The sequence below is a fragment of the Odoribacter laneus YIT 12061 genome, from assembly GCF_000243215.1.
Classification (GTDB): domain Bacteria; phylum Bacteroidota; class Bacteroidia; order Bacteroidales; family Marinifilaceae; genus Culturomica; species Culturomica lanea.
This window is the reverse complement of the sequence record NZ_JH594596.1, coordinates 1,735,101-1,761,338: the sequence shown is the minus strand read 5'-3', so window position 1 is coordinate 1,761,338 and position 26,238 is coordinate 1,735,101. Positions and strand designations below refer to the sequence as shown.

Here is a 26,238-nt window from a genome sequence, read left to right as displayed (position 1 = left end):
AATCCGGAGGATTACCAATCGGCTATGTGCTGATCAGGGGGCTGATCTATTAAAACCTGGGTATAAATATAAATTTATGAGAATTACAGTTGTTGGTACTGGATACGTTGGTTTAGTTTCCGGAACTTGTTTGGCGGAAACGGGAGTTACTGTTACCTGTGTGGATGTCGATGCATCTAAAATTGCTTTGCTGAATGAGGGGGGGATTCCGATATATGAACCGGGGCTTAGGGAGTTGGTCATAAAAAACCGGGCCGATGAACGTTTGTTTTTCACTACTTCTTTAGAAGAAGCCATAGTAGATGCGGATGCAGTGTTTATAGCTGTAGGAACGCCTCCGGATGAGGATGGAAGGGCTGATTTGAGTTATGTGCTGGAGGTTGCCAGAGAGGTAGGGCAGATCTTGGATCATTATGCTGTTGTCGTTACCAAATCGACTGTACCGGTGGGTACAAATCAAAAGGTAAAAGAGGCTGTTGCTGCAGAGCTTCGGAAGCGGAATTCCGATGTCGAATTTGATGTAGCTTCCAATCCGGAATTTTTGAAAGAAGGAGATGCCGTTAACGATTTTATGGCGCCCGACCGGATTGTGATCGGAGTGGAATCGGAACGGGCCAGAAAGACGATGGAGAGACTATATCATGCATTTTTGTTGAATAATACCCCGATTTACTTTATGGATATTCCTTCTGCGGAGATGACCAAATATGCGGCTAATTCGATGTTGGCTACGCGGATTTCTTTTATGAACGATATTGCCAATTTGTGTGAAATCGTGGGGGCGGATGTAGAGGCTGTCAAAAAAGGGATCGGAAGTGACACTCGTATCGGAAAGAAGTTTCTCAATGCCGGATGTGGTTACGGGGGATCCTGTTTTCCGAAAGACGTAAAAGCTTTGATCAAAACCGGAGATGAATACGGTTATCGTATGGAGGTATTAAAGGCGGTGGAGCGGGTAAATGAAAAGCAGAAAGAAGTTTTGTTTTCTAAGATTATGAAGCATTTTCGTCAGGATATAAGAGGAAAGCGGTTTGGTTTATGGGGGCTGGCTTTTAAACCTGCTACAGACGATATGCGGGAAGCGCCTTCTCTGGTGTTAATTGAACGTTTATTGGAAGCGGGTGCTGTGGTAAAGGCATTCGATCCGGTTGCCATGGAAGAATGCAAGCGGCGGATAGGAGGGAAGATAGAGTATGCCAAAAATATGTATGAGGCCTTAACAGATGCCGATGCCATGGTGGTGGTCACCGAATGGCAGGAGTTTAAAGTACCTAAATTTACCTATATCGAAAAAGCTTTGAAGGAAAAGGTCATTTTCGATGGACGAAATATATACAATGCCGATCAGATGAAGGAGTTCGGCTATGTCTATTATGGGATTGGAAAATAATTCTCTCGGAATTACCTATGCATTTGTTGTTTATAGTCAATCCTGTTTCGGGGGCCGGATCCGGTAAAAAATTACCGGAAATAATCCGTTTTATGCCTGAATATCAAGGATTAGATTATGAAATCCTGTTTTCTGAATATGCCGGGCATGCCCGTATTTTAGCGGCGGAGGCGATAAAGAAAAAGAAGTATACGCATATCATTGCCGTAGGGGGAGACGGCACCGTAAATGAGGTGGGTGGGGCTTTATATGGGAGTGAGATTGCTTTCGGCATTGTTTCTATCGGAAGCGGAAATGGTTTTGCCCGGCATTTGGGGTATTCTACCCGTATGAAGAAAGCTTTGAGACAGGTTTTGTCGGGAGCTTATGCCTATGTCGATATGTTGGAAATGAATGGACTTTATTCCTTGAATGTAAGCGGGGTTGGATTTGATGCGGAAGTTGCTCATGAATTTAATCGTTTAAAAAGGCGGGGAGTCTTTTCCTATATTTATGCCGGTTTGAAAATGTGGTTTCGGTATACCGAACAAGAATATAAAATTACAGTAAACGGGAAAATCTTAAATGAGCGGTGTTTTATTTTGAGTTTTGCTAATAGTTCCCAATTCGGAAATAATGCAAGTATTGCCCCGCATGCTTCCTTGAAGGACGGATTGGTTGATATCTGTCTTTTAAAACGTCCGAAATACTGGAATTTGGTACCTTTTTTATTTGCTTTAATGAGCGCCCGGATTGATAAAATGGGCTTTTATAAGGAAATCCAGTGCCCGGAGGCGCTTATAGAGGGGAATATTTATCGGGTGCATATCGATGGAGATGCGGCTTTTATGACTTCTCCCATTTATTTAAAAGTTCATCGGGCTGTCCTCAAGACTGTTGTACCTAAATATGCCCATCAGCGGTATGGCGATCCCGAAGGTTCCTCTCTTTAACCGTTTGTCTCTTTGTCTTTCATCAATTCGGCGGCTATTTTAAACATATAGGCCCGGGCTTCTTCGTCCTTATTCGGGATGATCCCGTCCAGGATAGCTTCTTTAATGGCATTTTTAATATCTCCGATCAGCCGGCAGGGGGAAAGGTGAAAAGTTTCCATAATTTCTTCTCCGCTGATAGGGGGTTGAAAATTCCGGATAGAATCTTTTTCTTCTACTTCTTTTAATTTCCGGCGAACGATTTTAAAATTTTTCAGAAATCGTTTTACTTTTTCTTCATTTTTGGACGTTATATCGGCTTCTGCTAAAGTCATCAAATCGTCGATATCGTTTCCTGTATCGAATAATAATCGGCGGACAGCGGAGTCTGTTACGATTTCCTCGGAAAGGACGATCGGACGCATATGTAAATTGACCAATTTCTGGACATACTTCATTTTTTCATTTTGGGGTAGCTTGAGACGGTTGAAGATTTTAGCAACCATTCTTTCCCCGATGTGATTGTGGCCGTAAAAAGTCCATCCTTGTCCCTTTATAAACTTTTTGGTGACAGGTTTTGCAATATCGTGCAGAAGAGCTGCCCAGCGGAGCCATAGGTCATTCGAATACAAAGCTACAGTATCCAGAACTGCCATAGTATGGTAAAAGTTATCTTTATGTCCTATGCCGTCGATGATTTCAACTCCTTTTAAGGCTGTCAGTTCCGGAAAGAACATTTCCAGCAGACCGGTTTCCTCCAATAAGAAAATTCCTCTGGAAGGTTCAGGAGAAAGCATGATTTTGTTGAATTCATCCATAATCCTTTCGGTCGAAATAATCGTTAAGCGGTCTTTGTTGGCACGGATAGCTTTAAAAGTATTTTCTTCTATTTTGAAATTCAATTGGGTCGCAAAACGGATGGCCCGCATCATGCGTAAAGGATCGTCGGAAAATGTGATACCGGGTTCCAGGGGAGTTTTTATCAATCGTTCCTGCAGATGTTGCAGACCCTTGAAAGGATCGACCAGCCGGCCGTAATCCTTTTTATTGAGGGAGATCGCCAACGCGTTGATTGTAAAATCCCGTCTTTTTTGGTCGTCATCTATCGTACCTGCTTCGACAAGGGGTTTGCGGGAATCAGAACGATAAGATTCTTTGCGGGCTCCTACGAATTCAATTTCCGTACCTTTATAGCGGAACATAGCCGTTCCGAAATTTTTAAATACCGACACCTTCAAATGTCCTAATTTTTGGGCCGTAGCTTCTGCCAGGGCAATGCCGTTACCTTGAACGACAATATCGATATCTTGGGAAGGACGATGCAGCAAGAGGTCCCGTACATATCCTCCAATAACATAGGTTTCGATATTGTTTTCTTCTGCTATTTCTGCCAATACATGAAAGATAGGGTGTGTCAGATATTCCTGCATCATTGTCAATTTCCGTTTTTGGGTTGGGTTTACAAAATTAGGATATATTTTTTAGATACTTCTGTTTCCTTTCAAATTTCCGTTAGAGAGAAGAGTTTTTTGGAAAATTTTTGGATAGAAAAGGAAGCAAATGGATCTTTCTGTGAGAAAAGAGTGTAAATGCAAAACAGAAATAATAGTTTTTTGTAATTTCGAAAGCCGAAAAAATATAGTTATAAAAAATGGAATTATGGAAAAGAGAATGGCCGGATTATTTGATTTGGACGGAGTGATTTTCGATACGGAATCCGAATATACCCGCTTTTGGCGAGAACAAGGGAAACTGGCACACCCGGAAATTCCGGATTTCAGCAGTCGGTTGAAAGGCCGTACCCTAAAAGAGATTTTAGCTGAATATTTTCCTCAAGAGCAGCAAGCCCGGGAAATTGTACGGCGAATTGACGATTTCGAACGACAGATGGATTTTCCTTTCATAAAAGGCAGTCTGGAATTCGTGGGGATATTAAAACAAAACGGAGTAAAAGTGGCTATTGTCACCAGTTCTGACGATAAAAAGATGAAAAACGTATATCGGATATATCCCCAACTGAAAATTCTTTTTGACGCCATAATTACTGCTGATCGGATTACCCGTTCTAAACCTGATCCGGAATGCTATTTGTTGGCTGCTGAGCAACTGGGGAGGAAGCCTGCCGAATGTGTGGTTTTTGAAGATTCATTTCCCGGTTTGGAAGCCGGACGCCGGGCTCAGATGAAAGTAGTGGGATTGGCTACTACTAATGCTGAAGATCAGATTCGCGATAAAGCCGATCGGGTTATCCCTGATTTTAGTCGTTTCACCTTTTCCGATTTCGTTCATTTATATTCCATTAAATGAACGAAAATTTAAATTTTCTCTTATCGATATAAAAGGGCGGGAAAGGCAAATGGGCTGAAAGAAAAAATCCACAAAGGCAAATTTTGCCTTTGTGAAAATGAATATTCCTCGGGGGAACTACTTAGCGCTTAATTTTACGGATATTCGTAATATTATACAATTCCGGAGAAGCCCATAAATGCCATTGCCAGTAGACCGGCTGTAATCAAAGCAATAGGAGAGCCTTTCAATCCCTTGGGAAGGTCTGTCAGTTCCAGTTGTTCCCGGATACCGGCAAAGATGGTTAAGGCCAGTCCGAATCCCAATGCGGTGGAACCGGCGAATACCACCGACTGCAGCAGATTAAAGTCTTTTTGTATGACCATAATGGCCACTCCCAATACGGCACAGTTCGTGGTGATCAAGGGAAGAAAAACGCCCAGTGCCTGATAGAGGGAAGGGCTTACTTTTTTCAGTATGATTTCTACCATCTGTACCAGGGCAGCAATGATCAGGATAAAAGTAATAGTTTGCATAAACCCGATATGGAAAGGATCCAATACCGTTTTCTGAACGATAAATGTTACGATAGTAGCCAGTATCATAACAAATGTAACGGCCCCGGTCATTCCCAAAGCTGTGGAAACTTTTTTAGATACACCCAGAAAAGGACATATTCCCAAGAATTGTGCCAATACAATATTATTGACAAAGACGGCTGTGATAAAAATTAATATATATTCCATAGAAGTAACGATTAAGGGTTAATGTTTGGCCCGGATCCGGTTTACGATGGCAATCAGATAGCCTAAGGCGATAAAAGCTCCCGGAGCCAGTACAAAAATCAGCATACCGAAATTGTCCGGATAAATGGAAAGATTGAACATTTTCCCACTTCCTAAGAATTCTCGGATAGCTCCCAGCAGGGTTAAACTAAAGGTGAATCCTAATCCCATGCCGAGTCCGTCAAAGATAGAAGGAATCACTCTATTTTTAGATGCAAATGCCTCAGCTCGGCCCAGTACGATACAATTCACTACAATCAATGGGATAAATAATCCCAGGGAAGCGTGTAAGGCGGGCAGATAGGCTGCCATACACAGGTCTACTACAGTTACGAATGCTGCTATGATGACAATAAAGGAAGGGATTCGGATTTTATCCGGTATAATATTAGCGACCAAAGCAATAACTAAGTTTGACATGATCAGTACAAAAGCGGTGGCTAATCCCATACCCATTCCGTTGCCGGCAGAGGTCGTTACGCCCAAGGTAGGACACATTCCCAGCAGCAATGCGAAAGTCGGATTCTCCCGAAACAAACCGTTGGTAAAAACTTTTAAATTATTCATATGTGCTTGTGAATTTACGGTTTATAACATCAATTATTCTTGTTTTCCGGGGTAGTGGCTGACGTTTGTTCACGACTGCCCTTTAAGCCGTTTGCAGCCCGGTTGATTGCATCTAGGAAAGCCCGGGAGGAGATCGTTGCGGCCGTAATAGCATCTACTTCTCCTCCATCTTTTGAAACGGCTAAAGCCTGTGTTTCTGGATTTTTGCCGATAACGGAGCTTTGTTTTTCTACGCTTTTAACTTCAAAACCAAAAATACGTTCGATCAGACTCTTTTCTTTTTGAGTGGGCTTAAACCAGGAGTCCATTTTAGAACCGAGTCCCGGAGTTTCTTTGTGATCTAATACGGAATAATTGGCAATTGTTCCGTCGGGATTGAATCCCACCATCAACCAGACAGTCCCTCCAAATCCGTTGTTTGTATAGGTTTTTACGGCTGTGCCCAGGAGTTGTCCTTCTTTTTTAGCCGGATAAAATTCGAGTATTCCACCGTCTGGTGTTTTTTCGGCCCAGGCTTCTGCCATGGGATCGTTATCGAATTTTCCGGGGATTACCTCCCGTATGGCTTTCACCTGTTTGGCTTGCTTGGCTTCTTCGATCGGTTCTGCTGTCAGGGAATTGACATATGCTACGGCTGCTGAGGAAATCAGGGTGATTGTGAATAACACCAGCACCATATTTTTAAAATTTGATTCTAATTTCTTTCCCATCTTAATTCTGTTTTAAATTTCAGATTTACGATTATTTTTCAGAAACGTAAATCGTCCCTTAAGCAAATCTTTTAGGTTTACAATATCTGTTGATCAACGGAGTGAAGCCATTCATGATCAGGATGGCGAAAGACATCCCCTCGGGATAAGCTCCGAAGTTCCGGATGATGACGGTGAGAAGTCCGATTCCCACGCTATAGATAATCATACCTTTGACGGCCATCGGAGAAGTGACATAATCCGTTGCCATAAAGATGGCTCCCAACATAAGTCCTCCGGAAAGCAGCTGGTAAACCGGACTGATAAATTGTTCCGGGTTACAGAGGTGCAATATACCGGCAAATACAAAAACGGTAATGAATATCGTAATCGGAATATGCCAGGTGATAACGCGTCTCGCCAGCATAAATAAAAGGCCTAATAGCAGGGCAAGTGCTGAAACTTCTCCGAAAGAACCCGGATTCTGTCCCACAAACAATTCCAGTGCCGTTGGCAAATCTGCTTTTGCTTTTTGCTGACTGATTTGAGCGGCCTGAATTTCTTGTTCCAGTTTTGTTTTCAATTCAGCTACCTCGGCAGCCGTTTTTGTACCCTCGGCTAATTCTTTATCCGCTTTCGTCAGGGCTACTTTTGCTTTGGAAATCTCTGTATTATTTTTTACTACAATTTTCAATAAAGCAAGCGGAGTAGCTCCGGAAATGGCATCCGTAGAATTTTCACTGACTACATTCACATAGGTTTGCGGGAAGGTGGGCTCGACAATCTGCGTGTGGGCGACCGGCCATGTCGTCATCTGTACGGGAAAAGAGATCAGCAGGAATACCCGCCCTACCAGAGCCGGATTAAAGATATTACACCCTAATCCGCCAAAACTCATTTTTCCGATACCAATGGCTGCTAAAGCTCCGAGAATCATAATCCATACCGGCAGGCTGGAAGGTACGTTGAAAGCCAATAGTACTCCCGTAATCAGGGCTGATCCGTCCCAAATACTGGTTTGTTTTTTTAATAAATATTTTTGTATTAAAAATTCAAAAATTAAGCAGGCAATCACTGAGGTTAAAGTCAGCACTAATGCGTTCCATCCAAAAAACAATACAGAGCAAATGAAGGCCGGAATCAGTGCAATCAATACCCCGTACATATTCTTTTCGATGGAATCGCCGCTATGAATATGAGGGGATGGAGAGATAACCAAATTATTCATATTTAAGTTTTTAGATTTTAAACTGTAAATGAGATTTACAACTTAAAATGTATAATTTATAATTCTTATTTTTTTCTGTTCCGGATCATCATTCCGGTTCTGGCTTTGCCCAAACGGATGTAATCCAATAACGGACGATCGGCAGGACAGGTGAAACTACAGGATCCGCACTCAATACAATCCATCACTTTTTCTTCTTCCATGCGTTCCAACAGATTGTATTGGGATAATTTCATCAGCAAATAAGGCTCCAGGCCCATGGGACATACCGATACACATTTGGTGCAGCGGATGCAGTTTTTGCACGGTTTCCGTTCTCCTTCTTTTTCATTCAGGAGCAAGATACCACTGCTGCCTTTCATAAGCGGAGAATCGATGTTAAATATCGCCCGTCCCATCATCGGACCCCCACCGATGACTTTGGCTGTATCTTCGGGAGGTCCGCCGGCAGCTTTGATAACTTCCGCTATAGGAGTACCGATTCTGCAGAGAAAATTACCCGGATTCTTTACCGATTTCCCGGTAACGGTAACCACACGTTCTACCAAAGGTTTCCGTTTTAATACGGCTTCGTATACGGCCAGGGCTGTACCTACATTTTGTACGACAGCTCCTACCGCAATCGGAAGAGCCCCGGAAGGAACTGCCCGCTTGGTGATAGCCTGTATGAGTTGTTTTTCTCCTCCCTGCGGGTATTTTACTTTTAAGGGACAGATTTCAATGCCGTTCATACCTGCTGCCAGGCTTTGCAAATGCTCAATTGCGTCCCGTTTATTGTTTTCAATACCGATGACTGCTTTTTTTACTTCTATAGCTTTCATCAACAACTGTACCCCGATGAGGATCTCTTCTCCTCTTTCCAGCATGATGCGATGATCGGCCGTCAGATAAGGCTCACATTCCACCCCGTTGATAATCAGTATTTCTGCTTTACTGCCCGGGGGAGGAGAAAGCTTCACCTGAGTGGGGAAAGTGGCTCCTCCCATCCCTACAATTCCGGCTGCACTTATTGCTTTGATAATTTCTTCTTTCGGAAGATCCGTATGGCGTTCGATTTTTTCGGAAAGATCGACTTCCGGTACCCATTCATCCCCTTCAACCTGAATGACAATGCAAGGTTTGAGTAATCCTGCAGCATCGGGGCGGCTTTCGACAGCTGTGACAGTTCCTGAAACGGAACTATGTACATTGGCAGATACAAATCCGGTAGCCTGACCGATTAACTGGCCGGCTTTTACTGCGTCTCCTTTTTTGACTACCGGACTTGCAGGAGCGCCGATATGTTGTCCGAGCGGAATGATTACCTGTTCCGGTACGGGTAATTTTTGTATTTTTCCACCAGACGTTAATTTGTTCTCGGGCGGATGAATACCACCGATTTTAAATGTCTTTAACACAGTGTATTATTTTTAAGTTTTAAAATCCTTTTTGAATGTTCTATTGGCTTAGACCGTTTCCTTTTTTTCTCCTGTTTCGGAATTTCCCGGAACGGAAGAAACGGGTTGGGAGACAGGTGCTGGTTTTGCATTAGCTGTTACGGTTGTTTTCGGTGTCTCCGGATTCACTTTCCGCGGGGGAAAATTTACTTCGTGTATGGCGCCTGTAGGACATACCGTTACGCATTTCCGGCACAAACGGCATTTGTTATAATCGATATAAGCTAGATTATTCTCTACGGTAATGGCTTCGAACGGACATTCTTTGGCACATTTCATACAGCCGATGCAAGCTACTTTACAGGCTTTCCGGGCAACGGCCCCTTTGTCTTTATTGACGCAGGATACGAATACTCTTCTGTCTTTCGGACCTTTGTTCCGGAGTTCTATGATATTGCGCGGGCAAGCTTTGACACAGGCACCGCAAGCTACACATTTTTCGTCTGAGACTTCGGGCAATCCAGTAGCTGGGCTCATATGAATGGCATCGAAAGGGCAAGCCGCTACACAGTCGCCACATCCGAGACAACCGTAAGCACAAGCCGTATCTCCTATATATAAAGAATGTTCAATTGCACAGGAACGAGCTCCGTCATAGCGATTGAGCCGGGGACGGTTTTCGCAACTACCGTTGCATTTCACTACCGCAATTTTAGGTGCTTGTTCCACTACCTCTCTGCCTAAAGCCGCTGCAATTTTTTTCATCGATTCAGCTCCTCCGACGGGACATAGGATATTGTCCAGCGAATCGGCTTTTACGGCAGCTTCAGCTAATCCCCTGCATCCCGGATAACCGCATCCTCCGCAATTCGCTCCCGGCAAAAGACCTTCCACGATATCAATACGGGGATCTTCCTCTACCTTAAATTTTTGTGCTACAAAGTACAATATAATAGCCGATATTATACCTATAGCACATAATGCAATAATGGTAATGACAATTGTATTCATTTCTTATAGTTTATAGAGTCGTATTTTATATTCTGTTTGTCTTTAACTATGGTTATTCCCTTATCTGGGCAATCGTAAATTTTATTTTTTTACCGATCGACTGACGAAACAGATAAAGGAATAAATAGTAAATCACCACGCATCCTACAGCACTGATTGCTGCAATGGTTTCATTAAATCCCAATGCCAATACACAAGGAATAATACCTATTAAAATAACGGAAGGGATAACATAAGCCACTATTACTGAAAATACAGCATTCTGTACGCTGGCATAAACAACTACTTTTTCTCCGACCGTCAATTCAAAATCCGGACGGATGGCCGTAATTATTTTTTGTGTATTTTCTGATACCCCGCATAGGGACTTCGCATGGCAACTTGCACAGGCCGACTGACTGCTGATCACGACATCAACGGTATGTTCCGAAATGTTTTTTATCACTCCTTCGTGTCCTATTCCTGCTCTTTGACCCATAGGTATTGTAAAAAAATACACGCGAAGATAATATAAAAAAATAAAAGCTGAAAGGTAAAAGGGAAAAAAGAAACTTGGGAAAAGAAGATACATTTTTAATAAAAAAGTAATCCCGGAAGCTCCGATTCAGACTTTCTGTCATAAACCGTTTCTTTCGGAAACCGGCAAACACCATACCCCCCTACGGAGCTGATAGTCCGGATTTTTGTCAGGTTTGCAGCTTTCTTCCTTCAGCGATTGAAAGGCAAATTGAGGAAAGTGGAAAACTGCCCGTCTTTTCGAAAAGGACTTTCGGAATTTTCTTTTTCTAAGGGATATATTTACATTTTTATGCTTTGTCTAAGTTTTCTATTTTTTTCGCATGAAAATTTGTATAGGCACTCCTGTAAAATCCCAGTTTTCCCGGATTTTATTTTCCAGGAAACGTTTATATGTTTCTTTCACATATTGAGGCAGATTGCAATAAAAAGCGAAAGACGGAGCATGTGTGGGAAGTTGCGTCACGTATTTAATTTTGACCGATTTGCCTTTGACCATAGGGGGCGGATAGTTTTCGATAGCTTCCAGCATGACGCGGTTCAGTTCGGAGGTTTTCAGTTTTTGTGTACGGTTTTCGTATACTTTTAAGGTGGCCTCCAGGGCTTTTAATAACCTTTGTTTGGTTAAAGCGGAAGTGAAAATAATATCTACATCCCGGAAAGGAGCGATTTTTTCCCGGATTTCTTTTTCAAACAGAAGGGTCGTTTTATTGTCTTTCTCAATCAGGTCCCATTTATTGATCAGGATCACCACTCCTTTGCGGTTGCGTTCAATCAGATGGAAAATATTCAGGTCTTGTGCTTCCATACCGCGGGTAGCGTCGATTAGGAGCATACATACGTCGGAATCTTCTATCGCCCGTACGGAACGCATGACGGAATAAAATTCTACATCTTCGTTTACTTTGGCTTTTTTCCGCAAACCGGCTGTGTCCACCAATAGAAAGTCGTGTCCGAACCGGTTGTAACGGGTATACAGAGAATCGCGGGTCGTTCCGGCAATTTCCGTGACAATATTCCGTTCTTCGCCGATCAGAGCATTGATGGTGGAAGATTTCCCCACATTCGGACGTCCTACAATGGTGATACGGGGCAGATGATCGGTACTTTCCACGGAATCCGTTTGAAAATGTGACGTAATTTTATCCAGTAATTCTCCTGTGCCGAATCCGTTTGCTGAAGAGATGCAAAATAGATCGCTGTTGATGCCCAGACGGTAAAATTCACTGGCATCGTAAATCCGTTCACTGGTATCGACTTTGTTGGCAACGAGATAGATTGGCTTTTGAATGTTCCGGAGTAATTTTGCAAAATTCTGATCCAGATCTGTTAAACCGATTTCTGTATCTACCATAAACAGAATGACATCTGCTTCTTCTATCGCCAGAAGTACTTGTTTATTGATTTCTTCTTCAAAAATATCGTCACTATTGGATACATATCCGCCGGTGTCAATGACAGAGAACTCTTTGCCATTCCATTCGGACTTTCCGTAATTCCGGTCCCTGGTTACGCCGCTTTCTTCGTTGACAATGGCTTTACGGCTACCGATTAAACGATTGAAAAGCGTAGATTTCCCCACATTGGGGCGTCCTACAATTGCTACTATATTACTCATGAGTTATCATTTTAAAATCTAAAAACCGTTTGTATCCTTGGTTGGTAAAACACTACGGTTTTATTGCACATATCCGAAGTTTTTCAAATCTTTATCCTTACTGCGCCAATCTTTTTGCACTTTGACGTAAAGATTCAGAAAAACGCTTTTCCCGAAAAATTTTTCAATATCCAGACGAGCTTCCGTCCCTACTTTTTTCAGAGCGGCTCCTTGACGACCGATAATGATTCCCTTCTGAGAGTCGCGTTCTACATAAATAACAGCCATAATATTGATCCGCTTGGCATCTTCTTTAAATTCTTCTACAGCTACTTCTACCGAATAGGGAATTTCTCTTTCATAATTCAGCAGAATCTTTTCCCGAATAATCTCATTGACAAAAAAACGGGCCGGCAAATCCGTTAGCTCGTCCTTTGGAAAAAAGGGTTCCCCTTCCGGTAAGAGTTCCAGAATCCTTTGGTAAAGATGATCTACATTGAAATTTTCAGTCGCTGACACCGGAAAAATTTCTGCTTGGGGAAGGAGAGATTTCCATTTGTCAAAGAGATCTTCCAATTTTTCCTGGGTTGTCAGGTCTATTTTGTTAATGACCAATAATATTGGAGCTGCGGATCGTTTTACTTGTTCGATAAAATCATTATTTTTCAACATATCTTCTACTACATCTGTGACATAGAGAATAATATCTGCGTCGGTTAAAGCCGATTTGGAAAATTCCAGCATGCATTCCTGCATTTTGTAACTGGGCTTTACAACACCCGGTGTATCCGAAAATACAATCTGAAAATTTTCATCATTTACAATCCCTTTGATGCGATGCCGGGTTGTCTGAGATTTAGAAGTGATGATAGAAATCTTTTCCCCTACTAACCGGTTCATTAAAGTTGACTTTCCGACATTCGGATTTCCGATGATATTGACAAATCCTGATTTGTGATTCATAATTTTTACTTTTGGGTCGACAAAGATAGCTATTTTTCGCGTAACGCTAAGCTTAAATCCGTTTTAAGTTTTGGATTTGTTGTCAGTTAGAAAAAATCGAAAGTTCAAATGAGTGAAGATAGAAGGGATTCAGGGTTCTTCTCTTCGAACATTTAAACTTTCCCATGAATCATTAAATATTTCTGATTTAGCGAACTTTTCATTCAAAGGAACGATAATAAGGAAGAGAGTGAGAGATTTGAGGTATTAAACAGACTAAACCAAACGAGAATGAAAAAGATTGTATTTTTAAGTTGTATTTTTTTTATAGTTTCTTTGTCGCTACAGGCTCAGAAGAATGTGAAAAGAATGTCTGCTCCGGAAAGGGCAAATTGGATGATCGAAAAGATGCAGGAAAACATGACTTTAACAGAGCAACAGCAGCGGGAATTGAGGAGTGTTTTTGAAACTTCGTATACAAAAATGCATTCGATCCGCCAGAATGGCCAACAGGATAGGGCAGCTATGCGTGAAGCAATGGGGAAAAATTACGAGGATATGCAGGCTGCCGTTCAAAAAGTATTGACTCCGGAACAATATAAGCAATATTTAACGATGCAGGAGCAATGCAGACATCAAAAATGCGATGGTGTGAAAAAACATGAAAAACGCATGAGACATTACGATAGAGACTGATTCAAGACAGTTATAAACGTTTTATTTTATCCCGATTTATTTATTTGATAGGAGGAGAGGAGGGGCCCCTTAGGCCGGAAATAACTCCCTACCGGTTTGTCAAAGAGTAAATCGGGTTATTTATTGCCTTTTATTTGTTTTTTTACCTGACGATTTTTTATTGGAACCGAAAAAGGACAATAAACTTTTATCCGTAATTTTTGTCCTAAAAAAGAATATCGATTCGTTCGGAAATTCAAACGTTCGAAAGGATAATGCCAGGGGATACTCGATAGGAATACCTGCCTTCTCTTCTGAATTTTCTGAACATTCGGGCAGCGGAATGTTTTACCTACTTTTTAGAACGGATATGAAAAAAGGAATTTTGTTTGTTTCTGTATGTTTGTTTCTGTTGGCTTGTCACTCTAATACCCGCCAGTCTGCTTCAGAGGAACGTTTTCCCCCGGAACAGCGAGTGAATAAGATGTGGGAACAGTTGGAAAAAGAATTGGAGCTGACCGCTCCGCAACAGGAAGAATTAAAGGCTTGGTTTAAATCTGCCCAAGAGAAACGGAAAAGGCTTTTGGAAGGAAAAAAAGAGGACCGGAAAAATAGGCGGGAAATTGTACGCAGAAACCGGGAAGAAATGAGAGAAGAGCTAAAAAAAATATTGACGGAGGAACAGTTCCTGAAGTACGAAAAATTCGAAAAGGAAAGTCGAATGGAAAGGGGTAATCCGAAGAAAGGTTCACATCGATCCCCCCGATTCATTCCCTGAAATTTTAGGCTGTATTTGAGCAGTATCCAAGTAAACTTGATACTGCTTTTCACTGGCCCTGTTATGCTTCGGTTCCTTATTGGAAACGTCTGTCCGGCTTAGGAATTTGTCGTTTCTTCCCGGTTCCAGGATGAAGCTAACAATTGGAAGTAAATAACATCCTCCCATTCGTTGCCTCGTTTCAGCCATTCTTTCCGGTAACCGGTTTGAGTAAAACCGAGGCTCTCAAAAAGTTTCAGACTGGCGATATTACATTGGGGGACACTGCTGTAGACCTGATGTAGGCCTAATGTTTCAAAACAATAGTCCAGGATAAGTTTGATAGCACTTTGTGCATATCCCTGGCGACGATTTTCTGTGTTGTGGATCATAATTCCCAAACCGGCACGTTGGTGGTAAGGATCGAAATCGTAAATGTCAATTAATCCCAGAGGTTCATTGTCCTCTCTGTTGGCAATCATTAAACGCAATTGCTTGGTTTCATAAATATCCCGGTGAGCATTTTCAATGTATTTTTTCAATGCAAAATGTGAAAAGGGCGTAAGTGTATCGCTTACATCCCAAAGATCCATATTATTTTCCCATTTATAAAGGTATTCTAAATCTTCAGGTTCCAGCGCCCGGATCAGGATATTTTCATCGTTTATCATAAAATGTTGTTTATTTAGGTTATTACTATTTCACTAATAGCTTGTTTCTATTTTTCTGTCGGTTTTCCGTTTTTTTGCTTTAGGAATACCAAATGATTCAGAGGGCTGAAAAATTTCGTATTTTGCAAATATAGAAGTTTTGAACGGATAAAGATTATTATTGATTATTTTTGTTCTTCAGTTTATAAAAATAGAGTTTACAGATATTTTGATTTATTTTGCGAATGACAAAAGGCATGAAAATAAATCGATATGTGGTACGAAAGAAAGAAAAAAATGTTTAATCTTTTGTGTGTAATTGGCCCTACTGCCAGTGGTAAAACAACTCTTGCCGTCCGGATGGCAGGGGAATTGGGAGGAGAGATTATTAGTGCGGACTCCCGTCAGGTGTATAAGGAAATGGATTTAGGCACGGGGAAAGATCTGGAAGAATATTGTTATAAAGGTCGGCAGATTCCTTATCATTTGATTGATATTGTAGCAGCCGGCTATAAATACAATGTATTTGAATTTCAGAAGGATTTTCTAAACGTGTGGAATGCCTTGCAAAAAAGACAGATTTTTCCGGTATTGTGTGGAGGAAGCGGTTTATATGTGGAAGCTGTATTAAAAGCCTATAAACTATTGGCTGTTCCGGTCAATGAAACATTGAGAAAGCAGTTGGAACAGAAGAGCTTGGCTGAATTAAGCGAGGTGTTGTCACAATATAAGAAATTGCATAACACCACAGATGTCGATACTGTAAAGCGGGCTGTAAGAGCTATCGAAATAGAAGAGTATTATAGGAGTCATCCGCAAACGAAGGAAGATTATCCGGAAATCAGACCTTTAATTGTAGGAGTGGATGTAAGCCGGGAAGTCCGGCGGGAGAGAATTACCCGGCGTTTACACGAAAGATTAGAGAAGGGCATGGTGGAAGAGGTGAAAAAATTACTGGACAGGGGAATAGCTCCTGAAGATTTAATCTATTACGGATTAGAATACAAGTATATTACTTTATATCTGACCGGTCAATTGACGTATATCGAGATGACAGAGAAGTTAAATATAGCTATTCATCAGTTTGCTAAACGGCAGATGACATGGTTCCGGAAAATGGAAAGAGAAGGTTTTCACATCCATTGGCTCGGGGCTGATTTGTCTTTAGAAGAAAAAATTACGAGGATTCAGGAATTATTGAAATCGGGTGACGTTTGATTATGCTTTATTCAAAGCATGCAATACATTGTCGATCAAAAATTGTTTTTCCTCTCCCGTATGAGCGTTTTGCAGGATATGAACGATAGCTTTCCTTGTTGCTGTTGCCGGTTGGGACATATTTTCCAAAATAGTAGCGGCTTCCAAGGCTACGATAAAATCTTCCGAAAGAATCATTCGGGCGAACATTTCGGCGGAATCAGAAAAATCGAGTGCAGATTCCCAACAAATACGCAATAAAAGAGATTTGGGGAATGGGTCGGGAGTGGTTTCAATCCGGTCGATCAGTATTTTTTTGAAATGATTATCTTTTATATCTGCCAAAAGACTTACAACTTCTGTTGTAGTCGTATGGTCTTGTCCCAGGGAAAGTAAGTCCAGTAAAGCCGGAATAATCGATATGTCTCCTGCTGTTTTGATGATTTCAATGGCTTCTTTTCTGGCGTCCGGATCTTCACTACTGAGTTTTTTCAGAATATCGTCTTTATTTTCCATCTTTTTTTATTTGCGGTTTGCGAAGATAAAAAAAAGAGCGTTTCAAAACGCTCTTTTCCGACTTATTTTTTATTTTTTTCGTCTTCCTTTTCGCTTTCTTCTTTTATAATTCTCGGGTGGTATTTATTGATGGTATCCCGAAGGTAATGATTATCCAAGTGGGTATAGATTTCTGTCGTCAGAATAGATTCATGTCCTAGCATATCTTGTACAGCTCTCAGGTCAGCTCCCCCGTTTACCAGATGGGAGGCGAAAGAATGCCGGAAGGTATGAGGGGATACGGATTTTTTAATTCCGGCTCTTTCTGAGAGGTGTTTGATGATATTGAATACCATTACCCGGGAAAGAGCTGTTCCGCGTTTATTCAGGAACAGAACATCTTCGTATCCTTTTTGGATATCCAGGTAGTCCCGATATCCTTTCATGTATAATTTGATTTCCTGTTTTGCATTTTTGCTTAGTGGAATCATTCTTTCTTTATTGCCTTTTCCTTCAATTTTAATTGTTCCCATACGGAAATTAATATTGGAGATTTTGACATTGATCAGTTCAGATACTCTGAGACCACAAGAATAAAGAGTTTCAATAATTGCTTTATTCCGTTGTCCCTCGGGCTTGTACATTTCCACGGCATTCAGGATAGAATCGATTTCTTCTACAGTGAGTATGCTCGGAAGTTTGCGCCCGATTTTCGGGGCTTCCAACATTTTAGTAGGGTTACTGGTCAAAATTCCGTCATATACTAAAAATTTGAAAAAAGAGCGGATGCTGGAAATACTTCTGGCCTGCGTACGGTTTGTTACTCCCAGATCGTTTACAAAAAGCAAGTAACCTTTTAATATGTCATAGGTTACTTGTTCCACTTCTTTGACATCGTGGCCTTCCTCGCAAAATTTAGCTAATTTACGCACATCATTTAAGTAAGCTTCAACTGAATTTGAGGAAAGTGATTTTTCCAAGATAAGAAAAGTCTTGTAATTTTCAATAGCGTTATCCCAAGTCATTTTGTTTTTTATTTTAATCAATAGTAAATTAACACCCAAGTATAGAATATAAACCCTTAATCTTCTCTGTCAAAAGATACTGGTTAAAATCAAGCGGTAAATATAAATATTTTTTTTATATTCTATATGATTATTTTTATAAATTGCCCTTACAAAGTAAATTAATAATAGCATAAAATGCAAACTATTTCTTTGAATAATATGTTAATTATGTCCAAAATTGAAATAAACTATTTTTTGTAAATTAAAATTGAATGAAAATAGTGAAATATAGGGGTAAATGCTTTAGGTTATAAAGACCTCTTTTTACCCTTTACGTGAATCGTTTTAATTTTTTTATAGACGAATGTATTTTACAAAATGATTTTATTTTATTAAAATGAAAATATGGACTATAAATTAAGGGGTTTTAAAAGTTAAAACGGGAAAAATGACTAAATTTGTAAAATATAAATATGCCTGAAGCCGGCAAGAAAAGAAAGGAATAGTTTTTGAAAGAAGCCGGTTCATATATCGGCTTAAAAGGGAAAGAAGTAAGGGTTTAAAATAACTTTGAGACGGAAAACGCGTATGAAAATATTGATTTTAAATGGTCCTAATTTGAATTTATTAGGTGTCCGGGAGCCAGATGTATATGGAAAAATGTCTTTCGATAATTATCTGGAAGAACTCCGGAAAAAATATCCGGAGGAAACGATTGTCTATTACCAATCTAATAGCGAAGGACAGTTGATTGATAAAATTCATGAGGTAGGATTCGAATACGATGGTATTATTTTCAATGCCGGAGGGTATACACATACTTCAGTGGCTATTGCAGACGCCGTTTCTGCGGTGAAAGCTGTTGTTATAGAAGTACATATTTCTAATATTGCGAGACGGGAGGGGTTTCGGCATACTTCTTTTTTAGCACCTGTTTGTGAGGGAAGTATAGCGGGATTCGGGCTGGATTCATACGAATTGGCTTTACAGGCTTTACGGCTTCGGAAGAGAAGACATTCCTAAGACCAGATAAAAGCAAACATTTTTAGGAAGAATGTTCGTAGAGCTAAAATGTAAAGGGAAAACAGACTTCATTGAATCGGAAATAATCAGATAATAAAAACAGCAATACGAAACTGAATAATATACACTGGAGGAAATAGGAGGTTGTTCGGGATTGCTAAACAGAAAAAGATAATTCTATGAAAAGGACGAAAATTGTAGCAACGATTTCAGATAAGCGATGTGATGTTGACTTTTTACAGGAACTGTATCAGGCAGGAATGGATGTGGTACGTTTGAATACGGCTCACCAGACGTTGGATGATGCCATGAAAGTGATCCGAAATGTCAGGGCGGTGTCTGAGAAAATACCTTTACTGATCGATACCAAAGGGCCGGAAGTGAGAACGAAGCAGGTGACAGTACCGATAGAGGTGGAAAAAGGAGAAGTGATTTATATTACCGGGAAGGAAGAGGTGGTTTCTGATGAAAAATTATTACATGTGTCGTATGAAAATTTTACTCAGGATATTAAAATCGGAGATAAAATTTTGGTTGATGACGGGGACATGGAATTTATCGTTCAAGGGAAATACGAGGATCGTCTGGAAGTGATGGCTACGAATCCCGGTTTTATAAAGGATAAGAAAAGTGTCAATGTTCCGGGTGCTTCGATGAAATTACAATCTTTAAGTGAAAAAGATCGTCGGTTTATCGAATTCGCAATCGAAAATCATCTCGATTTCATTGCCCACTCTTTTGTCCGGAATAAAGAGGATGTCCTCCAGATACAGGAAATTCTGGATCAGTATAAGAGTGATATTAAGATAATTGCAAAAATCGAAAATCAGGAAGGGGTAGATAATATCGACGAAATTCTGGATCATGTATATGGCGTAATGGTGGCAAGAGGCGATTTAGCAATCGAAATCGACGCAGAAAAAATACCTAAAATTCAAAGATGCATTGTAACAAAGTGTATTGAAAGTAAGAAACCGGTTATCATTGCTACCCAAATGTTGCATACCATGATCGAACATCCCCGTCCGACGCGGGCGGAGGTGAGCGATATTGCGAATGCTATTTTTATGGGTACGGATGCTATTATGTTAAGTGGAGAGACAGCCTACGGAAGTTATCCGGTGGAAGCGGTGGAAGTCATGACAAAAGTGGCGGAAGCTAACGAGTTGACCACTCCTCCCGATTCAGGAAGAAGTCTGGTGCGGATTAATAATGAAATTACGGCAGCTTTGGCGCGGGTGGCTGTAAAGACTACTACCATGTTACCGATAAAGGCCATTGTTGTAGATACTTTGAGTGGGCGTACGGCACGTTATTTATCTGCCTTTCGTGGGGCTTTACCCGTATATGCCCGTTGTTATAATCCCAAAGTAATGCGGGAATTGGCTCTTTCTTTTGGTATTCGCCCTTATCATACTGAAAAGCCGACTTCCCGTGATGAATTTATTCGGGATATACCCGATGTTTTGTTGAAAGCAGGATACCAGGAAGAAGACTATATCCTGGTCATCGGAGGTAGTTTCGGGTATGTGAGAGGGGCTTCTTTTATGGAAATCTGTAAGATCAATGATATAAAGTAAAAAATTACCAAACGGGCGTGGGTATTTGTCCGGGACAGAATACCTTTCATTTTTCTGTGTTTTGAGAAGGCGAAAAAATAGAGGACGGTGTCGCCTAGGGGCTTCTATTGTAAAATTTTTTATAAAGTTTTTGTTTTGTTCGTGTATATAAAGAAAATTAATTAAGTTTACCCGGAAAAAGTAATAAATTTCATCATTATAATTATCTAAAATTCAGCGCATGATAAAGTTTTTATGGTTAATGTACTTTGTGGGGATGAGTACGTGGCTCAGTGCCCAGCAAAAGAGTTTTTGGAAAGAGGATTTTTCTTCGGGAGCATTACCCCAAGGGTGGGTGATTGTGGATTCCACCGGGGCAGAGGGACGTACTTGTGAATGGTTTGTTACCGATCAGCCTTATCCCGGTTCTTTTCAGTTCGATCAACAGGCACCTCCGATTGCTTCTGTAAGCCGGGGATATCATATGCAGTATAGGGCCGGAGTTTTTACGGGGGAAGAAGTGACGAAATGGAATCAAAGAAAAGAATATCCTTCCGGTTATTTTCAGACTTCGGCCATAAATTGTGAAGGGAAAAACGATGTAGTGCTGAAATTCCAGCATGCTTTTCGCTGGAACAATTGGTTTACAGCTAAGAATAAGGGATTGTGGGTAGGAGTCAGCAACGACGGAAAGAACTGGAAAGAGTATGATGTATTGAGGGATCGTCCGGCAGCAACGAATATGCATGAACCGATTTCAGAAGAGATCAATATCACGGAGGTTGCTGCCAATCAGCCTGCTGTATATATTCGTTTTTTCTGGAAAGGGATGTTTTCCTGGTATTGGATGGTAGATGATATTGAACTGACGGAGCCTTATGCTCATGATGTAGCGCTTGTTGGGTTGGAATCGCATCGTCCGGAAGGGAATGAATTTACGACGCATGATACGTTGAAGGTTAAAATTCAGAATGTCGGTGCTCAAGCTGTAGGGGAAAATTTTGAAGTATGGGCCACTTTGGGGGATGGTCGTCAGTTCAAGACGGTGGTAGAAGCTGCTGGAAAATATCTGGAGAAACAAGAGGAGCGTATTGTTGCTTTTCCTCCGGTAGATTTATCTCAGCAAGGGTCGCATAAGATTCATTTTGAAATAAAATACGGAAAGGATGAGAAAAAGAGTAACGATATTCTGGACGTGCGTTTATACGCGGCAAAGATGAGTCTGGGGGATGTGACAGATTTTAAAAAATTGAATAAATCTGAGTTTGAATTTATTTCCGGTTATTCGAAAGTAAAACTGATGTTTTACCGGAACGACATTTTCCGGATTTGGTTGGCTCAGGATGGAGAATATACGAATCCGGCAGGAAATGCAATAGTCGTGGATTACGGAAAAAAGAATCCGTCTGTTTCTGTCAGTGAGAACAGCCGTTATTATCGGTTTTCGACTCCGGCCTGTGTCGTTCGGGTTTATAAGAAACCTTTGCGGTTTGCCCTTTATGATAAGGCGGATAAAAAAATGATATTTGAAGAGAAAGAACCGCTTTCTTTTGGAGCAAAGACTTACCAAACTTTAAAACGAGGTGGTAAAGAATATTTTTATGGAGGAGGTATGCAGCAAGGACGTTTTTCCCATGGTGGGACGGATCTGGATATTTCGATCACGGGTTGGCATGAAGATCAGGTTTCCAATCCGGTACCTTTTTATATGTCTTCCAATGGTTATGGCGTATTTCGCAATACTTTTGCACCGGGAAAATATTCTTTCAGCGGAGTGGGGCAGGTTGCGGCAGAGGACGGGATGAAAATAGAGTATTCCAGTACTCTTTCTCACAATGAAAACCGCTTTGATGCTTTTTATTTTTATGGGCCGACATTGAAAGATATCCTGAATGATTATACTGATATTACCGGAAAACCTTTTATGCCTGCTCTTTGGATGTTGACAATGGGGGATGCTGATTGTTATAATAAACCCGAACAACGGGTAGGGTGGAAACAACAGACTCCGGATGTCATTACCCAGATTGCGGATAAATATATCGAGCACGATATGCCGAGAGGATGGATATTACCCAACGACGGGTATGGATGTGGGTATGTCAAACTCGATTCTGTTGTGAGAGAGTTGAAGAAAAGAGGGTTCTATACGGGATTGTGGACAGAAAACGGCGTCGATAAAATTGCTTATGAAGTTGGGGAATGTGGGACTCGCCTTTGTAAACTCGATGTGGCTTGGGTTGGTCCCGGTTATGAATTTGCTTTGAACGGGACGAAGGCGGCTTATGAAGGAATCGAAAATAATTCCAACGAACGGGGGTTTGTTTGGTCGGTATGCGGTTGGGCTGGTACGCAACGTTATTCTACTGTATGGAGCGGAGATCAATCGGGTAATTTCGATTATATCCGCTATCATATTCCGACTATAACGGGAGCAGGTTTATCGGCTTTTAATGCGGCCACCAGCGATGTGGACGGAATATTCGGCGGTTCTGCTTTTACTTATACCCGGGATCTCCAGTGGAAGGTATTTACTCCTATTATTATGACGATGAGCGGATGGGCACCGGTGGACAAACAACCTTGGCTATACGGGCATCCCTATGAGGAAATTAACCGGCATTACCTCAGATTAAAAATGCGCTTGATGCCTTATGCTTATACGTATTGTCAGGAAGCTCATACTACCGGAGTACCTATGGTGAGGGCCATGGTATTGGAATTCCCGGAAGACGAAGTGACGTATGATACCCTTACTCAGTATCAGTTTATGAGTGGGGAATGGATGCTGGTGGCTCCTGTATATAAACGGGGAGACTGGCGGGGGACTTGTGAGCGGGAGGATATTTATTTCCCCAAAGGTACGTGGTACGATTACTGGACAGGAGAAAAATACGAAGGAGGGAAGTGGCTCAAAAAGTATAAAGCTGCTTTGGATATCTGTCCGGTATTTATCCGTCAGGGAGCGATTATTCCCCTGTATCCTCAAATGAATTATGTAGGAGAGAAACCTGCGGATGTACTGACCTTAGACCTTTATCCTTTTGGGGACAGTTCTTTTGATATGTACGAAGATGATGGATTAAGCCGGGATTATCGCAAAGGGGAATTTGCGAAGACGCTCATTTCCATGTCGGCTCCCCAAGAGAAAAAAGGAAGGATTACTGTGCATATAGGTAAAGCCCGGGGAGACTACAAAGGCCGGCTGAAAGAACGGACTTATGAGTTGAATGTACATACGGAAGAAACACCTTTACAAGTTTCTCTAAATGGTTCGGCTTTGAAAAATATTACAGCTGCCGATTTCCAATCGGGCAAAAGCGGTTGGTATTTTGATCCGGAAGATAAAAAGGGAACTTTAAAAGTACGGACGCTTTCGGTAGCTACAGATAAGGATCATTGGTTTGAGTTTACTTATTAAGTTTTCATAACATTTTATAGTATAAAATACGGGTATCTGAAGAGATACCCGTTTTTTATGCCCTCCATATTTCGGGAATGTTTCATAACTTTGTCTTATTATTAATAAACTAAACTAGAACGAAAATGAAAAAATTATTATTAGCATTCATTGCGGGGATTGCCCTGTTGGGCAGTGTGAAGGCCCAGACAGAATACACAATCGGGCCTAAAGTAGGGTTAAATGTGAGTAATATATCTCATTCGCACGGAAACAGTAAGGCCAGTGTCAATGTAGGTGTTTTTGGAGAAGCCCGTTTTACCGATTTGATCGGTTTGCAACTTGAGGTATTATATTCCCGCCAAGGCTGGAGAGATAAAGTAGATATCGACGGCATCAGGGAAAAGGTGAATTACCGGGTGAACTATTTGAATATACCGGTATTGGCCCGTATCTATGTACTGGAACGTTTAAGTGTGGATTTAGGTCCTCAGTTGGGAATCGGCTTGAATGCCAAATCTAAATATAAACATTCGGGAACCACTGTAAAAGAAAAATTACATGATTTGAATACCATAGAAGCTAGCTTTGTTTTCGGAGTCTCTTATGACTTATTCGATCATCTTTTAATATCTGCCCGATACAACCTGGGTTTAAGTAATGCTTTTGATAAAGATACTTTTGGAAAAAGCAATAAAAACGGAGTATTTCAATTCTCTGTCGGATATAAGTTTAATTGGTAATTATTTGGGTTCTCATAAAAATCAGGGACTGTTCCAGCTAAATGAACGGTTTCTCTTTTGTAAATCAAGCATTTTACACATTAGGGACGTGCCCTAATGTGTAATTTTTATTATTACTAAATAATTATTCTATTAAACTTTAAAAAGGGCACTACCCTTGAGAAGCCAGTCTGCTTTCTACTAGAGGATTACACAAGGACCGTTCCCGCATATAAAAAATTCCTGAAAAAAGGTAGATGTAAACTACGGACCTATCTTGTGAGAGAAGTATACTTTCAGGCCTAATTTATGTTGCGAAGCTTTTATAACTGAGATTTACTGTTTTCAGAATTTTCTTTGAAGTTCACAAATCGGGCATTTGATTGTATTATCTGAGACATATTCACATAATCCTCCTTTTCTTATTTCTTAGAATTCAGCATTCCTATAAAATACGTTTTAGGTAGAGAGAGACAAATACAGGAAGTCTCCAGCTTTACTGTTGTTTATTCTTTTCGGTAAATACAGTCTGTCAGATGATCGTTGATAAAACCTGAAGCTTGCAAATGGGCGTAACAAATCGTAGGTCCGAAAAATTTAAATCCTCTTTTTTTCATATCCTTGCTCATGGCTTCGGATTCGGGAGAGGATACAGGAATCTCACTCAATGATCGAAAAGTGTGGATAATTGGTTTCCTGTCGGGAAAAAACGACAGTGTGTAATCATAAAAACTACCGAACTCCTTTTGTATAGCAAGGAATAACTTTGCATTTGTGATGGCCGATTTAATTTTCAGCCGATTTTTTACAATGCCATCAAACTGCATCAACCGTTTGACATCTTCGTCGGTCATTTGTGCCACCTGCTCGGCATCGAAATGACAAAAGGCTTTGCGATATCCCTCCCGTTTTCTAAGGATCGTTATCCAATTCAATCCGGCTTGAGCACTTTCCAATACAAGGAATTCGAACAATGTCTTGTCATCTGTCACCAACTTTCCCCATTCTTGATCGTGGTATTTCACATACAGCTCGTCAACACCGCACCAACCGCAACGTCCGTTTATTATATCTTGCATAATTTTTGTATTTATAAACCCGTATTAATATATCTTTCTGATTGTTTTTGGTTCGTTATTTTTCTACATCCCTCTTTTTCTGCCCTTGTAAATATAGAAAATTAATCTGAAATGTTGAAAGATTTGAGCATGCACCTGTATAGGGTACGGTATAAAAATATGGTTAGCTAGATCATAATGAGTTTATATGCGTTTATCCATAAGAAATTTAAAGGGGTTTCTTTTATCTTAATCATTGAAGGGTAGTTCGTTATCCGGAATTCTGGGATTGTTTACAAATAGAGGGGAAGAGAGTTACCTTCCCGGCATGATTTTTGTTATTTTTTATAAAATATTTTTTAACTTTGTTCTAAATTAATAACCAAAAGAGTGTGAT

General features: G+C 40.8%; 24 protein-coding genes. 10 read left to right on the top strand and 14 right to left on the bottom strand.

Annotated features, from left to right (window positions below):
- Positions 1-76 precede the first annotated feature (76 nt).
- A complete protein-coding gene (locus HMPREF9449_RS07365; RefSeq protein ID WP_009136627.1) occupies positions 77-1,390 on the top strand; it encodes a UDP-glucose dehydrogenase family protein in 1,314 nt (437 codons plus the stop codon).
- A gap of 17 nt (positions 1,391-1,407) precedes the next feature.
- Positions 1,408-2,322 (top strand): diacylglycerol/lipid kinase family protein, encoded by a 915-nt coding sequence (locus HMPREF9449_RS07360; protein ID WP_009136626.1) that lies wholly within the window; start codon positions 1,408-1,410, stop codon positions 2,320-2,322.
- Here the strand turns inward: HMPREF9449_RS07360 and HMPREF9449_RS07355 are convergent.
- Entirely contained in the window at positions 2,319-3,734 is a 1,416-nt protein-coding gene (locus HMPREF9449_RS07355) for a CCA tRNA nucleotidyltransferase (RefSeq protein WP_009136625.1), read from the bottom strand. The genes HMPREF9449_RS07360 and HMPREF9449_RS07355 overlap by 4 nt on opposite strands.
- A 226-nt stretch (positions 3,735-3,960) precedes the next feature.
- On the opposite strand from HMPREF9449_RS07355, the gene HMPREF9449_RS07350 reads away from it, so the two are divergent.
- Entirely contained in the window at positions 3,961-4,608 is a 648-nt protein-coding gene (locus tag HMPREF9449_RS07350; protein ID WP_009136624.1) for an HAD family hydrolase, read from the top strand.
- A gap of 152 nt (positions 4,609-4,760) precedes the next feature.
- Here HMPREF9449_RS07350 and rsxA read toward each other — a convergent pair whose 3' ends face one another.
- From rsxA to era, 9 genes are all read right to left on the bottom strand, one after another.
- Complete coding sequence (rsxA, locus tag HMPREF9449_RS07345) at positions 4,761-5,333, bottom strand: electron transport complex subunit RsxA (protein WP_009136623.1); 573 nt, start codon at positions 5,331-5,333, stop codon at positions 4,761-4,763.
- Between the two features lie 18 nt (positions 5,334-5,351).
- Positions 5,352-5,939: an electron transport complex subunit RsxE gene (rsxE, locus tag HMPREF9449_RS07340; RefSeq protein WP_009136622.1), complete on the bottom strand. Its 588-nt coding sequence runs from the start codon at positions 5,937-5,939 to the stop codon at positions 5,352-5,354.
- A 29-nt stretch (positions 5,940-5,968) separates the two neighbouring features.
- Positions 5,969-6,649 carry an RnfABCDGE type electron transport complex subunit G gene (locus tag HMPREF9449_RS07335; protein WP_009136621.1) on the bottom strand — a complete coding sequence of 227 codons (681 nt, stop codon included), beginning with the start codon at positions 6,647-6,649 and terminating at the stop codon, positions 5,969-5,971.
- 58 nt (positions 6,650-6,707) lie between these two features.
- Positions 6,708-7,793, bottom strand: coding sequence for an RnfABCDGE type electron transport complex subunit D (locus HMPREF9449_RS07330; RefSeq protein ID WP_390621390.1), 1,086 nt, complete (start codon positions 7,791-7,793; stop codon positions 6,708-6,710).
- Between the two features lie 128 nt (positions 7,794-7,921).
- Positions 7,922-9,253 (bottom strand): electron transport complex subunit RsxC, encoded by a 1,332-nt coding sequence (rsxC, locus tag HMPREF9449_RS07325; RefSeq protein ID WP_009136619.1) that lies wholly within the window; start codon positions 9,251-9,253, stop codon positions 7,922-7,924.
- Between the two features lie 48 nt (positions 9,254-9,301).
- Positions 9,302-10,243, bottom strand: coding sequence for a Fe-S cluster domain-containing protein (locus HMPREF9449_RS07320; RefSeq protein WP_009136618.1), 942 nt, complete (start codon positions 10,241-10,243; stop codon positions 9,302-9,304).
- Between the two features lie 52 nt (positions 10,244-10,295).
- The gene (locus HMPREF9449_RS07315) at positions 10,296-10,721 is read right to left on the bottom strand and encodes a SoxR reducing system RseC family protein (RefSeq protein ID WP_009136617.1); all 426 of its coding nucleotides are present in this window, start codon (positions 10,719-10,721) and stop codon (positions 10,296-10,298) included.
- 348 nt (positions 10,722-11,069) lie between these two features.
- Positions 11,070-12,377, bottom strand: coding sequence for a ribosome biogenesis GTPase Der (der, locus tag HMPREF9449_RS07310; protein ID WP_009136616.1), 1,308 nt, complete (start codon positions 12,375-12,377; stop codon positions 11,070-11,072).
- Positions 12,378-12,437: 60 nt separating this feature from the next.
- Positions 12,438-13,319, bottom strand: coding sequence for a GTPase Era (era, locus tag HMPREF9449_RS07305; protein ID WP_009136615.1), 882 nt, complete (start codon positions 13,317-13,319; stop codon positions 12,438-12,440).
- A 270-nt stretch (positions 13,320-13,589) separates the two neighbouring features.
- Between era and HMPREF9449_RS07300 the strand changes: the two genes are divergently transcribed.
- Both HMPREF9449_RS07300 and HMPREF9449_RS07295 read left to right on the top strand, forming a co-directional pair.
- Positions 13,590-13,994 (top strand): hypothetical protein, encoded by a 405-nt coding sequence (locus tag HMPREF9449_RS07300; protein WP_009136614.1) that lies wholly within the window; start codon positions 13,590-13,592, stop codon positions 13,992-13,994.
- 349 nt (positions 13,995-14,343) lie between these two features.
- A complete protein-coding gene (locus HMPREF9449_RS07295) occupies positions 14,344-14,751 on the top strand; it encodes a hypothetical protein (protein ID WP_009136613.1) in 408 nt (135 codons plus the stop codon).
- Positions 14,752-14,849: 98 nt separating this feature from the next.
- Here HMPREF9449_RS07295 and HMPREF9449_RS07290 read toward each other — a convergent pair whose 3' ends face one another.
- Positions 14,850-15,401, bottom strand: a complete 552-nt coding sequence (locus tag HMPREF9449_RS07290) for a GNAT family N-acetyltransferase (protein WP_009136612.1) — start codon at positions 15,399-15,401, stop codon at positions 14,850-14,852.
- A gap of 252 nt (positions 15,402-15,653) precedes the next feature.
- On the opposite strand from HMPREF9449_RS07290, the gene miaA reads away from it, so the two are divergent.
- Positions 15,654-16,598, top strand: a complete 945-nt coding sequence (gene miaA / locus HMPREF9449_RS07285) for a tRNA (adenosine(37)-N6)-dimethylallyltransferase MiaA (RefSeq protein ID WP_009136611.1) — start codon at positions 15,654-15,656, stop codon at positions 16,596-16,598.
- On the opposite strand, the gene HMPREF9449_RS07280 is transcribed toward miaA, so the two are convergent.
- Complete coding sequence (locus HMPREF9449_RS07280; RefSeq protein ID WP_009136610.1) at positions 16,599-17,093, bottom strand: HEAT repeat domain-containing protein; 495 nt, start codon at positions 17,091-17,093, stop codon at positions 16,599-16,601. It abuts the gene before it with no gap.
- A 62-nt stretch (positions 17,094-17,155) separates the two neighbouring features.
- Positions 17,156-18,097: a site-specific tyrosine recombinase XerD gene (gene xerD, locus HMPREF9449_RS07275; RefSeq protein WP_009136609.1), complete on the bottom strand. Its 942-nt coding sequence runs from the start codon at positions 18,095-18,097 to the stop codon at positions 17,156-17,158.
- A gap of 570 nt (positions 18,098-18,667) precedes the next feature.
- On the opposite strand from xerD, the gene aroQ reads away from it, so the two are divergent.
- The 4 genes from aroQ (at position 18,668) to HMPREF9449_RS07255 (ending at position 24,804) form a co-directional block, all read left to right on the top strand.
- Complete coding sequence (aroQ, locus tag HMPREF9449_RS07270; RefSeq protein WP_009136608.1) at positions 18,668-19,102, top strand: type II 3-dehydroquinate dehydratase; 435 nt, start codon at positions 18,668-18,670, stop codon at positions 19,100-19,102.
- A gap of 179 nt (positions 19,103-19,281) precedes the next feature.
- Positions 19,282-20,682: a pyruvate kinase gene (gene pyk, locus HMPREF9449_RS07265; RefSeq protein WP_009136607.1), complete on the top strand. Its 1,401-nt coding sequence runs from the start codon at positions 19,282-19,284 to the stop codon at positions 20,680-20,682.
- A gap of 220 nt (positions 20,683-20,902) precedes the next feature.
- Entirely contained in the window at positions 20,903-24,082 is a 3,180-nt protein-coding gene (locus HMPREF9449_RS07260; protein ID WP_009136606.1) for a glycoside hydrolase family 31 protein, read from the top strand.
- A 125-nt stretch (positions 24,083-24,207) separates the two neighbouring features.
- Positions 24,208-24,804: a porin family protein gene (locus HMPREF9449_RS07255; protein ID WP_009136605.1), complete on the top strand. Its 597-nt coding sequence runs from the start codon at positions 24,208-24,210 to the stop codon at positions 24,802-24,804.
- Between the two features lie 485 nt (positions 24,805-25,289).
- Here HMPREF9449_RS07255 and HMPREF9449_RS07250 read toward each other — a convergent pair whose 3' ends face one another.
- Positions 25,290-25,862: a DNA-3-methyladenine glycosylase I gene (locus HMPREF9449_RS07250; protein ID WP_009136604.1), complete on the bottom strand. Its 573-nt coding sequence runs from the start codon at positions 25,860-25,862 to the stop codon at positions 25,290-25,292.
- Positions 25,863-26,238 lie beyond the last annotated feature (376 nt).